General features: G+C 71.0%; 11 protein-coding genes. 5 read left to right on the top strand and 6 right to left on the bottom strand.

Annotated features, from left to right (window positions below; genetic code table 11):
• Nucleotides 1–21: 21 nt before the first annotated feature.
• A complete protein-coding gene (locus ABD346_RS18820; protein WP_344376158.1) occupies nt 22–1,161 on the bottom strand; it encodes an ROK family transcriptional regulator in 1,140 nt (379 codons plus the stop codon).
• Nucleotides 1,162–1,281: 120 nt separating this feature from the next.
• Here ABD346_RS18820 and ABD346_RS18815 point away from each other — a divergent pair, with 120 nt between their 5' ends.
• Complete coding sequence (locus ABD346_RS18815; RefSeq protein WP_344376156.1) at nt 1,282–2,484, top strand: MFS transporter; 1,203 nt, start codon at nt 1,282–1,284, stop codon at nt 2,482–2,484.
• A gap of 19 nt (nt 2,485–2,503) precedes the next feature.
• Here ABD346_RS18815 and ABD346_RS18810 read toward each other — a convergent pair whose 3' ends face one another.
• Nucleotides 2,504–3,781: an alginate lyase family protein gene (locus ABD346_RS18810; RefSeq protein WP_344376155.1), complete on the bottom strand. Its 1,278-nt coding sequence runs from the start codon at nt 3,779–3,781 to the stop codon at nt 2,504–2,506.
• 244 nt (nt 3,782–4,025) lie between these two features.
• On the opposite strand from ABD346_RS18810, the gene ABD346_RS18805 reads away from it, so the two are divergent.
• From ABD346_RS18805 to ABD346_RS18795, 3 genes are all read left to right on the top strand, one after another.
• On the top strand, nt 4,026–5,402 hold the full coding sequence (locus ABD346_RS18805; protein ID WP_344376153.1) for a uracil-xanthine permease family protein: 1,377 nt from the start codon (nt 4,026–4,028) through the stop codon (nt 5,400–5,402).
• Between the two features lie 182 nt (nt 5,403–5,584).
• Nucleotides 5,585–6,235 carry a DUF5995 family protein gene (locus ABD346_RS18800; protein WP_344376278.1) on the top strand — a complete coding sequence of 217 codons (651 nt, stop codon included), beginning with the start codon at nt 5,585–5,587 and terminating at the stop codon, nt 6,233–6,235.
• Nucleotides 6,236–6,279: 44 nt separating this feature from the next.
• On the top strand, nt 6,280–7,209 hold the full coding sequence (locus tag ABD346_RS18795; RefSeq protein ID WP_344376152.1) for an LLM class F420-dependent oxidoreductase: 930 nt from the start codon (nt 6,280–6,282) through the stop codon (nt 7,207–7,209).
• A 290-nt stretch (nt 7,210–7,499) separates the two neighbouring features.
• On the opposite strand, the gene ABD346_RS18790 is transcribed toward ABD346_RS18795, so the two are convergent.
• Nucleotides 7,500–9,191, bottom strand: a complete 1,692-nt coding sequence (locus ABD346_RS18790; protein ID WP_344376150.1) for a flavin monoamine oxidase family protein — start codon at nt 9,189–9,191, stop codon at nt 7,500–7,502.
• A gap of 91 nt (nt 9,192–9,282) precedes the next feature.
• Entirely contained in the window at nt 9,283–10,080 is a 798-nt protein-coding gene (locus ABD346_RS18785; RefSeq protein ID WP_344376149.1) for a carbon-nitrogen hydrolase family protein, read from the bottom strand.
• Nucleotides 10,081–10,388: 308 nt separating this feature from the next.
• Between ABD346_RS18785 and ABD346_RS18780 the strand changes: the two genes are divergently transcribed.
• Nucleotides 10,389–10,964: a Repetin gene (locus tag ABD346_RS18780; RefSeq protein WP_344376147.1), complete on the top strand. Its 576-nt coding sequence runs from the start codon at nt 10,389–10,391 to the stop codon at nt 10,962–10,964.
• 37 nt (nt 10,965–11,001) lie between these two features.
• Here ABD346_RS18780 and ABD346_RS18775 read toward each other — a convergent pair whose 3' ends face one another.
• Nucleotides 11,002–11,457, bottom strand: a complete 456-nt coding sequence (locus ABD346_RS18775; RefSeq protein ID WP_053724485.1) for an Lrp/AsnC family transcriptional regulator — start codon at nt 11,455–11,457, stop codon at nt 11,002–11,004.
• Nucleotides 11,458–11,467: 10 nt separating this feature from the next.
• Nucleotides 11,468–12,937, bottom strand: a complete 1,470-nt coding sequence (locus ABD346_RS18770; protein ID WP_344376145.1) for an amino acid permease — start codon at nt 12,935–12,937, stop codon at nt 11,468–11,470.
• Nucleotides 12,938–13,255: the final 318 nt, after the last annotated feature.

Raw genomic sequence — 13,255 nt, 5'->3', positions numbered from 1 at the left:
GCTTTCAAACCTGAAGCAACCTCACACCTTCGGTGCGAACAGGTCGTCCTGGGCCGCGTCCCGTGCGGTGAGCAGGGCGCCGCTGAGGACCGCGCCGTCGCCCAGTTCGCTCGGTCTCACCTCGGTGGCGAGGGGGGTCAGGGCGGCCAGGGCGCGCTGGACCCGGCCGGCGAGCAACTGCCCGCCGGCGTGGCCCAGTTCGCCGCCCAGGACGATCAAGCCGGGGTCGAGGACCGCGACCACGCCCGCCGCCCCGATCGCGAGCCGCTCGGCCAGCGCGTCGAGGAAGGGCCCGTCGGCATCCCGTACGGCCTCTTCCGCGCTGCCGGGCCGCCCGTGCGCGGCGGCGAGGCGGGCCACCGCGCCCGCGTGCACCAGCTCGTGGAAGCCGCCGTCGCAGCCGGTCGCGGACGGCAGGCCGCCGGTGCCGGGCACCGGCATGAATCCGATCTCGCCCGCGCCGCCCGAGGCACCCCTGCGCAGTTTCCCGTCCAGGACGACGGCCGCGCCGATGCCCTGCCCGAGCCACAGCAGCACGAAGGTGTCCTGCCCGCGGGCCGCGCCGAGCCGCTGCTCGGCCACGGCGGCCAGGTTGGTCTCGTTCTCGACGAGCACGGCGGCGGGCAGGCGCCCGGCCAGGACGCGGACGAGTTCGCGGTGCCAGGCGGGCAGCCCGCTGCTGTCGCGCAGTTCGCCGCTCGCCGGGTCGATGAGTCCGGGCGCGCCGATCCCCACGCTGTGCAGCCGCTCGGCGCCCGCCTCCTTGGCGGTGCGTTCCAGAAGGGCGACGGCCTGCTCGACGGCGGGTCCCGTGCCGGCCTCCGGTTCGATCGGCAGGGTCGCCTCGGCCAGCGGCGCCCCCAGCAGATCGGCGACGACGAGGGACACGCTGTGCGTGCGGACGTCCAGGGCCGCGAAATGGGCCCGGTCGGCGACGATCGCGTACAGGCGCGCGTTGGGGCCGCGCCGCTCGGCACCCGACTCCCCCACCACGTGGACCAGGCCGGAGCCCTGGAGGCGTTCGACGAGGTCGGCGACGGTGGGCCGGGAGAGTCCGGTGAGGTTCTTGAGCTGGCCTGCCGTCAACGGGCCCTCGTCCTGCAGGAGGCGCAGGGCGAGCCGGTCGTTGATGGCCCGGGCGGTGCTCGGGGATGCGGGCATGCCGGGAATCCTTCCAGATCGCCGAAAGCGGGTTGCGGCCGGTTCTATTTATCAGGCAGGGTTCCTGATAGTTTACGCCGCGGCGGCGGGGAGGCCGCCCCGAGGGAGGGAATCCGGTCGATGGCAGCCGAACTGGCTCTGGATCAACGGCAGTTGAGGCGGGCGCGGATCGCGATCGCCACGGTGTTCTGTGTGCACGGCGCGGTGACGGGCAACTTCGCCACCCGGGTCCCCTGGATCCAGGAGCACGCCGGGGTCTCCGCGGGACAGCTCGGCCTCGCCCTGGCCTTCCCGGCGATCGGCTCGTCCCTGCTGATGCCGCTGTCCGGCGCGATCACCCACCGGTTCGGGGCCCGCAACGCGCTGCGCGGGCTGCTGGCGCTGTGGACGCTCGCCCTGGCGCTGCCCGCGCTCGCACCCAACGTCTCCACGCTGTGCGCGGTTCTCTTCGCGTACGGAGCGAGCGCGGGCATGGCGGACGTGGCGATGAACGCGCTGGGCGTGGAGACCGAGAACCGGCTCGGGCGTTCGATCATGTCCTCGCTGCACGGCATGTGGAGCGTGGGCGCGCTGATCGGCTCGGCTGCCGGGACGCTCGCCGCGCACCTGGGGGCCGACGCGCGGCTGCACCACACGGTTGCCGCCGCCGTGCTGACCCTGCTCGGCCTGGCCGCCTGCCAGGGCGTACTGGATCTGCGCAGCGCCCCCGAGGAGGCGCCGCCGCCCCGGTTCGCGCTGCCGCCCAGATCGGCGCTGGCCATCGGCGCGGTGGGGTTCTGCGCGGTGGTCGCCGAGGGCGCCAGCCTCGACTGGTCGGCGGTCTATCTGCGGGACGTGCTGGACACCTCGGCGGGTACGGCCGCGGCCTGCACCACCGCGTTCACGCTGGCCATGGCCGCGGCCCGGCTCGTGGGCGACAGGGGCGTGGACCGCTTCGGCGCCGTGCGTACGGTGCGCGGCGGAGGCATCCTCGCCACTCTGGGCGGCCTGCTCGTGGTGGCCGCGCCGGGCCCTGCGGCGGCCATGGCCGGGTTCGGCCTGATGGGGCTCGGCGTGGCGGTCGTGGTGCCGCTCGCGTTCGCGGCGGCGGCCCGCAGTGGGCCCAGCCCCAGCCGGGCCATCGCGGGCGTCGCGACCATCACGTACACCTCGGGCCTGGTCGCCCCGTCCGCGATCGGCGGGATCGCCGATCTGACCTCCCTGGTGGTGTCGTTCGGCCTGGTGACCGTGCTGGCGCTCGGCCTGGTGGCGGGGGCGCGGGTCCTGCGGGCGGGCGCCCGGCCTCGCGAGGCGGCCGACGCGGCGCCGGTCCGTCAGGCCTGAACCGGCGCCGCGCGTGAGGTCAGCCGGCGATGGAGTCGAGCTGTTCGGCGGCCGGGCGCAGGGCCCACAGGTCGCCGCCGGGCGGCGCCTGGAGCCTCGGCACGGCCGCCTTCGCGTCCGTGTCCCCGGCGTCGGCGGCGGCATGGACGACGTCGCTCGCCGCGTACCGGTAGAACTCCAGCTCCGGATGCGTCCAGGCGGCGGCCCCGGTGGCGGCGGGCAGCAGATAGCGCACGGCTCCGAACAGGCTCTGCCCGTGCGGCCCTTGATACGCCCACAGGTCGACGCCGACCTGTCGGCCAATGGCTGCGAGCCGGGTGTGGGCGACGAGGTCGAAGGTCGAGTAGTGCCAGCTCCGGGTCCTGGCCAGCTCCTGCGGCTGGCTGCCGTCGGCCGCGATCTGCGGGTCGATGCGCCGCTTCTCGGCGCCGAGAACGGTCCGGCGGGCCAGGTCCTTGTTTCCGGTGGCAAGGGCGAGGGAGGCGATCTGGAGGTCCTGGAAGGTGCCGTGGTTGTTCTGGGCCTCCGACTCCTCCTTGCCGAACGCCGAATTCACCTCCCAGTCCAGGAACTTCTTGTTCCAGTCGAGCATTGAGGCGTGGTCGCCCGCCTTCCAGCCGGGCGCCCCGGTGTCGAGGATGGCGACGGCGTCGAGAACGCTGGAGTACTGCTGCGAGAAGTCGATGATGCCGATCGCCCGGCCGTCGTACCTGCAGGGGATGAACTGCCCGTGGTTCAGGTTCGGGTTCATCCGTGTCGCCGGGTCGAGGAACCAGGTGCGCAGGATGGCGGAGGCGTGCTCGGCGTACTGCTTCCTGCCGGTGTAGTACCAGGCCAGGCTGAGGCTGGTGACCGAGTTGAAGACCTTGCCGAGGTCGGGCCGGTCGGTGCCGGAGTCGACCTCGGGATTGCGCTGACCGTCCTTCTGGACGTACGGGCAGCCCCACGGGTTGTCGGCGGTCTTCGGCTGGGAGGGCCACCAGTAGGGAGCCTGGCTGAGGTAGTCGTGCGGGTCGCCGCCCGGGGCCGGCTTCGGCTTGTCGACCACGGACCAGGGCCCTTGGGTGAGCCAGCCGTCGGCGACGGCTGTCAACTTCCTTACGGTGTCGCGCAGTTGAGCGTCCCCCTGATCGAGCCGCCGCTTGGCGTCCTGGAGCCGCTTCCCGTCCAGGACGACGGTGCGGGGAGCCTTGGCGGCGGCCGGGGCGGCGTACGAGGTGGCGGGTATGAGCGCGGAGGCCAACGCCACCGCGAGGGACAGCACGGCGACGAGCCCACCGCGGGGTCTTCCGCTCATCGAGGACTCCCATCGAGTCGTGGCACACAAGGTGGGTCATGTATATGAACACAATTCACGAACAAGACCATGCGAGCGTAGAGGCCGCGGCTCCGGCTGACAATGCCGCGGGCGCGGATTCACGGATGGGACCTTCGGCCCTGTCGCTCCGGTGATGGGCTCCCTTGATCCGGCATTAATATTTGGCCTGATCTTTTCGAGACTTTTCGAGTCACCGACCCCTACGGACGAACTGGAGCGACCCATGCGCCTCGGCGTGCGCTGGACCCTGCACGGCGACGGGCGGACCCCCGCTCCAGGAGCCGTCGTACGCCCCGACGAACGGCTCTCCTGGCCGCGCACGATCGGCCTCGGCGCCCAGCACGTGGTCGCGATGTTCGGCGCCTCGTTCGTCGCCCCCGTACTGATGGGCCTCGACCCCAACCTCGCGATCATGATGTCCGGCATCGCGACGGTCATCTTCCTGCTCGCGACCAAGGGCCGGGTGCCCAGCTATCTCGGCTGCTCGCTCTCCTTCGTCGGCGTCGCCGCCGCGATCCGGGCCACCGGAGGCACCAGCGCCACCGTGACCGGCGCGGTGTTCGTCGTGGGCGTGGTGCTGTTCTTCGTGGGCCTCGCGGTGGCGCGGTTCGGCGCGCGGATCATCCACGCCGCGATGCCGCCCATCGTCACGGGCGCCGTCGTCATGCTGATCGGCTTCAACCTGGCGCCGGTCACCGCCTCCACGTACTGGCCCCAGGACCAGTGGACGGCGCTGATGGTGATGCTGTTCACCGGTCTGGCCGTGGTCTGCCTGCGCGGCTTCTGGTCCCGGATCGCGATCTTCCTCGGGCTGATCTTCGGGTACGGCGTCTCCTGGCTGCTCGACCGCGTCTTCGGGAAGATCCACTCGGTGCACGGCGGCGCGGAGGCCGTGGACCACTGGCGCCTGGACCTCTCGGGCGTCGGCAGGGCCGACTGGATCGGGCTGCCGGGCTTCCACGCGCCGAGCTTCGAATGGTCGGCGATCCTCGTCGCCCTCCCCGTCGTCATCGCTCTTGTCGCCGAGAACGCGGGCCACGTCAAGGCCGTCGGCGAGATGACCGGCGCCGACCTCGACGACAAGCTGGGCACCGCGATCGCCGCCGACGGCGCCGCCTCCATGCTGTCGACCGCGGTGGGCGGCCCGCCGAACACCACGTACTCCGAGAACATCGGCGTCATGGCCGCCACCCGCGTCTACTCGACCGCCGCCTACTGGGCCGCCGCCGGATTCGCGCTGCTCTTCGGCGTGTGCCCCAAGTTCGGCGCGGTCGTCGCGGCGATCCCGGGCGGCGTGCTCGGCGGCATCACCGTCATCCTGTACGGCATGATCGGCCTGCTCGGCGCGCAGATCTGGATCAACGCGAAGGTCGATCTGCGCAACCCGCTGAACCTGGTGCCGGCCGCCGCGGGCATCATCATCGGCATCGGCGACGTCACCCTGAAGTTCACCGAGAACTTCCAGCTCAGCGGCATCGCGCTCGGCACGATCGTGGTCATCACCGGCTATCACGTGCTGCGCGCGCTGGCCCCGGCCCACCTCAAGAAGCAGGAGCCGCTGCTGGATTCGGGCACGTCGTCGTACGAGAAGGACGCGTAGCCGACCGCCCCGGAAGCGTCCCGGTTCATCCGTTCCGGTCAAGCCCCCTTACGGCGGTGCTCGGCGCGGCGGCGGGCTGGGACGCTGCCCCCATGACGCAGACCGTAGGGACGCCGACGGGGTTGGCGCAGACCGGACACCTCGCGCACAGCCACCGGTTCGCCGCGCCGCTCGATCCCGTGATGCGGCGGATGCGCGCGCTGCGGGCCGATCTGCCGGCCCGGGACGGCATCGCGGTATTCAACCGCGTCTACCTGACGGTGACCGAAGAGATCTCCCGGCTCATCGCGCACGACAGCTTCGCCGATCCGGCGGCCGCCGCCACGCTCGACGTGCTCTTCGCCGGGCGCTATCTCGCGGCCGTGGAGGCGACGTCGGCGGGCCGGCGCCCACCGGACTGCTGGCGTCCGCTGTTCCAGTACCGGCGCCATCCGGGCGTGCGGCCGCTGCAGTTCGCGCTGGCCGGGATCAACGCGCACATCGGGCACGACCTGACGCTCGCCGTGGTGGACAGCTGCCGCTCGCTCGACTGCGAACCAGCCCTCCTGGAGCGGGACTTCGACCGTGTCGGCGACACACTGACGCTCCTTGAGGAACGGATCCGCGAGGAGCTCATGCCGGGCCCCGACCTGTTCGAGGTGGCCGATCCGATGACCCACCTCCTTGCCTCGTGGAGTCTGGAGCGCGCGCGGGACGCCTCGTGGTCAGCGGCGAAAGTCCTGTGGCAGTTGCGGGAACTTCCGGCCCTGGCCCAGGAGTTCACTGATCGGTTGGACGCGGGCGTGGGTCTGGTGACCCGGTGTCTGCTGACACCGCTTCCGGTTCCCGACTGACTTTCGGTTCCCGACCTTTTCGGTTCCCGACGGAGGAGTGCTCGATGGCAATCCGGCTCGGACTCGGCCTTCCGCAGATGAGGCAGTACGACATCGGCCGCGACGTGCCCGCGGTGGCGCGGGCCGCCGAGGAGATCGGCTTCGAGAGCCTGTGGGTCTTCGAGCGGGTGCTGTTCCCCGAGCCGGCGAGGCAGGGGCTGTACGGCGTCGAGGGCCTGCCCTGGCCCGACATCTACCGCTCGGTCGCCGACCCGCTGGTCACCCTCACCCTGGCGGCGGCCGCGACCGAGCGGGCCCGGCTCGGCACCAGCGTCCTGGTCGCCCCGCTGCACATACCGTTCCAGCTGGCGCGCTCGCTCGCCTCGTTGGACGCGGCGAGCGGCGGCCGGGTGGTCGCCGGGCTCGGCACGGGCTGGTCCCACGACGAGTACGCGGCGGCGGGCGTGGCGCCCTTCGAGAAGCGCGGCAAGGTCCTCGACGAGCTGCTCGACGTGTGCGCGGCGGTGTGGGGCCCCGATCCGGTCGCGTATCAGGGCGAGCTGACGACGATCGCCCCCTCGGTCGTCGGCCCCAAGCCGGCCCGCCCGATCCCGGTCTATCTGCCGGCGATGAGCCCGCGGGCGGCCCGCCGCCTGGTGGACCGCGCGGACGGCTGGCTGCCCGCGGCCCAGGGCGCCGCCCAGCTCACCGAGGAGTGGACGAGGCTGAAGAACCTGGCCGAGGAGCGCGGCCGCGAACGCCCGATCGAGGTATGCGTGCGGGTCAACACCCGCTATTCGTCAAAGCCGTTCGAGGGCGCGGAGCGACCGCCGTTCACCGGCAGCGCGGCCCAGATCGTCGAGGACGTCGCGGCCCACGCGGTGGACGGCGTGGGCGAGTTCCTCCTGGACCTCCAGGGCTCCGCCCGGGACGCGGAGGAACTGAAGGACGTGGCAGCGGAGGTGTACGGGGTGGCGCGGGCGGCGGGGTTGTAATCACTGAGGGGGCTGCGGCCCAACCCCCTGAGCGCGTTCGGCGTTGGAGCTTGCCGCATCTCCTGACGGTCTCGCGACAACTCCCAGCCCGTCAGGGGGGTCCCCCGGCCCTTGAGGCCTTGGGGGAGATTGAGGACGAGCGCCCTCAAGGCCCGAACGGGGGCGCAGGGGGCGGAGCCCCCGCCGGGGTCCGGGGCGGGGCCCCAGGGCTCAGCCTTCTCCGCCCCCGTCACGGGCGGGCAGGCCCCCGGCCCGGAGGCGGAGCCCCCGGGCCTCAAGACCGAGCGCGCTCAGTCCTCCGGAAGCTCGACCGGGGCGATCGAGTCGTACAGGTCACCCGGCCCCGGATTGGCCGCATCGGTCGTACCACCGAAGTGGTGCATGACGCCCCACACCGCGTTCAGCGCGGTCTGCACCGCACCCTCAGCCCACCCCGCCGTCCAGGAGATGTCGTCCCCGGCGAGGAAGATCCCCCGCTTGTCCTCGGGCAGCGCGTCCTGCATGAAGTGGGTGAACAGCCGGCGCTGGTAGCGGTAGTGCCCGGGCAGGTTCGCCTTGAACGCGCCCATGAAGTACGGCTCGTTCTCCCAGGAGACCGTCACCGGGTTGCCGATGATGTGGCCCCGGATGTCGACCTTCGGGTAGATCTCGCCGAGCGACTTGAGCATGACCTCCATGCGCTCGCTCGCGGACAGCGGGAGCCACTTCAGGCTGTCGTCGCACCAGGTGTAGGAGAGGCAGATGACGGCGGGCTTGTCCGGGCCGTTGTCGAGCAGGTAGGTCCCGCGCGTCATGCGGTCGGTGAGCGTCATCGACATGACGTCGCGTCCGGTGTCCTCGTCCTTGTCGAGCCAGAACGGCCGGTCGACCGGCACGAACAGCTTGGAGGACTCCATGTAGTGGGTGCGCTCCATCGCCGTCCAGTGGTCGATCGGGAAGAGCGAGTCGTCGCAGGCGATCTTGGAGAGCAGCAGCCACGACTGGGCGGTGAAGATCGCCGCACGGTAGGTGCGGATGTCGCCGTCCGCGTCCGTCACGGTGATGCGGTTGCCGGCGGTGCGGTGCAGGCGGGTCACGGCGGGCTTGGGCGCGCCGTCGTGCAGCGAGGAGAGGGAGGTGCCCGGCGCCCAGTGCACGAGCTTCTCCGGCTCGCGCTCCCACAGCCGCAGCGGCAGCTGCTGGGAGCCGCCGACGATGCCGCGGTGGTGGTCGTCGGCCTCGGTGTAGACGACTCGCAGGATCTCCAGGATGGAGTTCGGGAAGTCGGTGTCCCAGCCGCCGGTGCCGAAGCCGACCTGGCCGAAGATCTCGCGGTGCCGGAAGGACTTGAAGGCCTCCGACTCGCAGAGGAAGCCGTAGAAGGTCTGGTTGTCGAGCTTGTCGACGAGCTTCGCCCAGATCTCGCGGATGCGCGGGATGTCGCGCTCGCGGATCGCCTGGTTCATGTCGGAGAAGTCGGCGCCCTCTTCGAGACAGGCGTTCCACGCGTCCATGACCTCGCGGTACACGGGCGGCAGCTCGTCGACGGACGTCGCGTAGTGGGACTCGCCCTTGAGGTCGACGACCGTCGAGGGGGTGTCCGGCGCGAGCGGGTTGGGGAACGGCTTGGTCTCCAGGCCCACCAGGTCGATGTAGTGCTGGAGCGCGGTGGAGCACGGGGGGAACCGCATGGCGCCCATCTCGGCGGTGAGCTCCGGGTCGCAGCCCGGGAAGCCTACGGTGCGCAGCCGGCCGCCGATCTGGTCGGCCTCGTACACGACGGGCTTGAGGCCCATCTTCATCAGCTCGTACGCGGCGACGATGCCGGAGAGGCCGCCGCCGATGACCGCGACCTCCGCGCCGTGCTCGGTCGCGGGTATCTGGCCGAGCCCGGCCGGGTGCGCGAGGAAGTCGTCGTACGCGTAGGGGAAGTCCGGCCCGAACATCGTGACGGGCGGCTGCTCGTCGATGTGCTGGACGGCGGTGGGCACCGTGGACGTCATGGGGTACGGACTCCTTGCACAGTACGGAAGTTGAGGGGGCAGGGCCTCACGGCCCGGGGCTCGGGAACCCTGGGCTCAGGGGCGGGGGGGCTCAGACGAGGGAGGCGTAGAGGCCGGGGCGGCGGTCGCGCAGATACGGGTTGTTCGCGCGCGAGGCGGCCAGGAACTCGGGGTCGACGTCGCCGACGACCAGTTCGGTGCCCCGCCCGGCGCGGGCCCGCGCGACGCCGTCGGGCCCGGCCAGACAGCTCAGCCCGACGAACTCGAACTCGCCCTCCGGACCGGTCCGGTTGACGTACGCGACGTACATCTGGTTCTCGAAGGCGCGGACCGGGACGACGGACTCGGCGACGAACTGGAAGGGGTGCATCTGCGCGGTGGGCACCAGGAGCAGGTCGGTGCCGGCCAGCGCGTGCGCCCGTACGTTCTCGGGGAACTCCACGTCGTAGCAGATCATCATGCCGATGCGGAGGCCGTTCAGCTCGGCCTGGACGACCGGCTCGTCGCCCGGCGTGAACGCCTCCTGCTCGAAGCAGCCGAAGAGGTGGGTCTTGCGGTAGTTCGCGAGGCGGCTGCCGTCGGGGCCGATGAGCTGGGCCGCGTTGTAGACGGTGTCGCCGTCGCGCTCGGGGTAGCCGTAGACGACGGCCAGGCCGTGGCGTACGGCGATGTCGGCGACGGACTGCGCGGAGGGACCGTCGGCGGCCTCGGCGAGCCTGGCGACGTCGTCGCCGATGGCGTACCCGGTGAGGAAGAGTTCGGGGCAGACGAGCAGCCCGGCGCCGGTCTCCGCCGCCCGCCCGGCCGCCTCGTCCAGCGTCTTCAGATTCGCGGCGACGTCCGAGAGACGGCCGGAGCTCTGGAGCAGGGCGGTGCGCAACGGCGGCATGGGCAGTCCTCGGCAGGGCGGAAGTGCGGGGTGGGGTCAATAGACGGTACGTTCCGCCGTTCGGCCCGGACAAGGCGCCACCGTTGCGCGCAGCCGCATGATTCATTGCGCGTGATCGTCGATCTCCGGCGATTCGTTGCGCCGCGTTGACGCCGCCCTTACGCCTCAGGTCCCGGGCCCGCCTCCCCCGCGCGGGGGAAACGGTCCACCCGACGGTGCGATGTGCCGGGCCGCCGGGCGCGGAAGGCTGGTCATTGCCCGGAACGACCGGGCAGTCCGCATCTCACGACCGTTCGGAAGGTCCTGCCATGTCCCGCATCGCGTTCGCCCCCACCCGCACCCGTGTCCTCGCCCTGGGCGCGGCTCTCCTCATCGCCGCCGTGGCCACCGGAGGGGCGTCGGCCGCCGGGAACGGAGCCGACGGCCACACGCCCAGAGAGGCCGCGGCGCTGACCGGCACCGCGAAGCTGTACCGGCCGGCCGGGGACGACATCACGTTCAGCTTCGACGCCCACCTCGCGGCCAAGGACAACATGGACCCGGAGGCGGCGTACGGCACGTTCACCTTCAAGCACGTCTTTCCGAACGGGACGTCCGGCTGGGCGAAGGCGAAGGTGGACTGCCTGGTGACGGGCGGGAAGGTCGCGGTGGTCACCGGTGTCGTGACCGACTCGGACACCCCGTTCAAGGGCAAGCGGGTCGGCATCACCGTGAACGACCTGGGCAAGCACGACCGGCTCGGCTACAGCTGGATAGGCAAGGACGCGGAGACGCAGGAGCTGCCGAAGTGCATGGGCTCGGCCCCCTTCGAAAAGGTGAAGGAAGGCACGGGCGACTTCAAGGTGCTGCCGTGGCAGCCGGTGTACGAGCAGCCCAAGGGCTAGGCCTTCCGGTGCGCTGCGCCGGGTCCCGCCCGAAGAACTAGGCCGGCGACCCGGACGTATACCGCCGCAGCAGCGGCGAAAGTACCAGCACCGACTTGGTCCGCTCCACATACGGCTCGCCCGCGATCCGCTCCAGGACCCGCTCGAAGTGCCGCATGTCGGAGGCGAAGACCTGCACGATCGCGTCCGCCTCACCGGTGACGGTGGAGGCGGACGCGACCTCGGGGTACCGCTCGAGCCCGCGCTTGATCGCGTCGGGCGAGGTGTTGCGACGGCAGTAGATCTCGATGAACCCCTCGGTCTCCCATCCGAGGGCCGCCGGGTCCACGCGGACGGTGAACCCGGTGATGGCGCCCTCGGCCCGCAACCGGTCCACGCGCCGCTTGACGGCGGGCGCGGACAGGCCGATCAGGGAGCCGATGTCGGCGTAGGAGCGCCGGGCGTCTTCGGCGAGCGCGTGGACGATGCGTTCATCGAGGTCATTCAGTCGCACTGCGGGTGGATCACTTCTGTGAGGCGGTGGCCAGCCTGGAACGGCGGTAGCCGTATCCGAAGTAGATCACGAGACCGGCGGCCATCCAGCCTCCGAAGTACACCCAGGTGTCTGCGGACAGGTTCCACATCAGGTAGCCGCAGGTGAGGAAGCCGAGGATCGGGATGACCCAGCCGAGCGGCACCCGGAAGGTGCGCGGCATGTCGGGGCGGGTCTTGCGCAGGATGACGACGGCCACGTTGACCAGCGCGAACGCGAAGAGCGTGCCGATGCTGGTGGCGTCGGCGAGGTTGCCGAGCGGCACGGCCGCGGCGAGTACGCCGCAGAACAGCGACACGGCAATGGTGTTGGCCACCGGGGTTCCGCTGCGCGGGCTGACCTTGGCGAACACCTTGGGGACGAGGCCGTCGCGGGACATCGCGAAGAGGATGCGGGTCTGGCCGTAGAGCACGGTCAGGACGACGCTGGCGATTGCGATCACGGCGCAGGCCGCGAGCAGCGTGGCCCAGAAGGAGTGACCGGTGACGTCCTTCATGATCCCGGCGAGCGCCGCTTCCGAGCCCTCGAACTGCTTCCAGGGGCGGGCGCCGACGGCGACGAATGCGACGAGCACGTACAGCGCGGTCACGATGACCAGCGAGAGCATGATCGCGCGGGGCAGGTCACGCTTGGGGTTCTTGGCCTCTTCGCCGGCCGTGGAGGCCGCGTCGAAGCCGATGTACGAGAAGAACAGCGACGAGGCAGCCCCGCTCACACCGGCCGTGCCCATCGGCATGAAGTTCGAGTAGTTGCCCGACTTGAAGCCCATGAAGCCGATCACGCAGAACAGCAACAGGGCGGCGATCTTCACGCCGACCATGATCGTGTTGATGCGGGCCGACTCGCGGGCGCCGCCGAGCAGCAGGCCCATCGCGAGGACCACGACGATCAGCGCGGGCAGGTTGAATATCCCGCCGTCGCCCGGCGGCGCGGACAGCGCGTCGGGGATGGTGACGCCGATCGTGCCGTCCAGGAACTCATTGAGGTACTGGCCCCAGCCGACGGCGACCGCCGCCACCGAGACGCCGTACTCCAGGATCAGGCACCAGCCGCAGATCCAGGCGATGAGTTCGCCGAGCGTTGCGTAAGCGTACGAATACGAAGAGCCCGCGACCGGGATGGAGCCCGCGAGTTCGGCGTACGACAGGGCGGAGAAGAGCGCCGTGAGGCCGGCGAGCACGAAGGAGATCGTGACGGCGGGTCCGGCCTTGGGGACGGCCTCTCCGAGCACCACGAAAATGCCGGTGCCGAGCGTCGCACCGATGCTGATCATGGTCAGCTGCCACATGCCGAGCGACCGCTTCAGCGAGCCGCCCTCACCCTGGCCGCCCTCCGCGACCAGCGTTTCTACCGGCTTGCGCCGCATCAGACCGCGACCGGGGCGCGGGCCCCCGGCGGCGGGGGCATCGGTCGAGGGTGGCGCTGCGCCGTGATCCAACACTGAGGTGGCTCCTTATCGCTGCCAGTCGGCGGCGGGTGACCGCGACGGTCCGGCCTTCCCGCACAGAGGGATATTTCGGGCAGCATGGAGCCTTCCCGTGGCCGGTTCCGCCGAGCAGGCGATCCCCGCCACTCCACGTACGGCGAGAACCTTATGGGTTTCCGCTTCCCGGTCGTAATGCAGCAACCTTGCGCATCCGCGGTTGATCATTGCGCGCAAGAGCGACGGATGGGTGTTTGTTGCACATCAACGTTCGATCCGTGCGCAAGTCCTGCCCAGGGCCCTGTTCACGGCCCTGTCCAGTGGTTCTGGTCACGG

This window comes from Streptomyces mauvecolor (assembly GCF_039532965.1).
Lineage (GTDB): Bacteria > Actinomycetota > Actinomycetes > Streptomycetales > Streptomycetaceae > Streptomyces > Streptomyces violascens.
Note: the sequence above shows the minus strand (reverse complement) of the source record. Positions and strands in the feature narration are given on the sequence as shown.

Excerpts from the sequence above, each read along its gene's own strand:
- ABD346_RS18820 (WP_344376158.1), bottom strand. The coding sequence starts at position 1,161 with ATGCCCGCATCCCCGAGCACCGCCCGGGCCATCAACGACCGGCTCGCC.
- ABD346_RS18815 (WP_344376156.1), top strand. The coding sequence starts at position 1,282 with ATGGCAGCCGAACTGGCTCTGGATCAACGGCAGTTGAGGCGGGCGCGG.
- ABD346_RS18810 (WP_344376155.1), bottom strand. The coding sequence starts at position 3,781 with ATGAGCGGAAGACCCCGCGGTGGGCTCGTCGCCGTGCTGTCCCTCGCG.
- ABD346_RS18805 (WP_344376153.1), top strand. The coding sequence starts at position 4,026 with ATGCGCCTCGGCGTGCGCTGGACCCTGCACGGCGACGGGCGGACCCCC.
- ABD346_RS18800 (WP_344376278.1), top strand. The coding sequence starts at position 5,585 with ATGCGGCGGATGCGCGCGCTGCGGGCCGATCTGCCGGCCCGGGACGGC.
- ABD346_RS18795 (WP_344376152.1), top strand. The coding sequence starts at position 6,280 with ATGGCAATCCGGCTCGGACTCGGCCTTCCGCAGATGAGGCAGTACGAC.
- ABD346_RS18790 (WP_344376150.1), bottom strand. The coding sequence starts at position 9,191 with ATGACGTCCACGGTGCCCACCGCCGTCCAGCACATCGACGAGCAGCCG.
- ABD346_RS18785 (WP_344376149.1), bottom strand. The coding sequence starts at position 10,080 with ATGCCGCCGTTGCGCACCGCCCTGCTCCAGAGCTCCGGCCGTCTCTCG.
- ABD346_RS18780 (WP_344376147.1), top strand. The coding sequence starts at position 10,389 with ATGTCCCGCATCGCGTTCGCCCCCACCCGCACCCGTGTCCTCGCCCTG.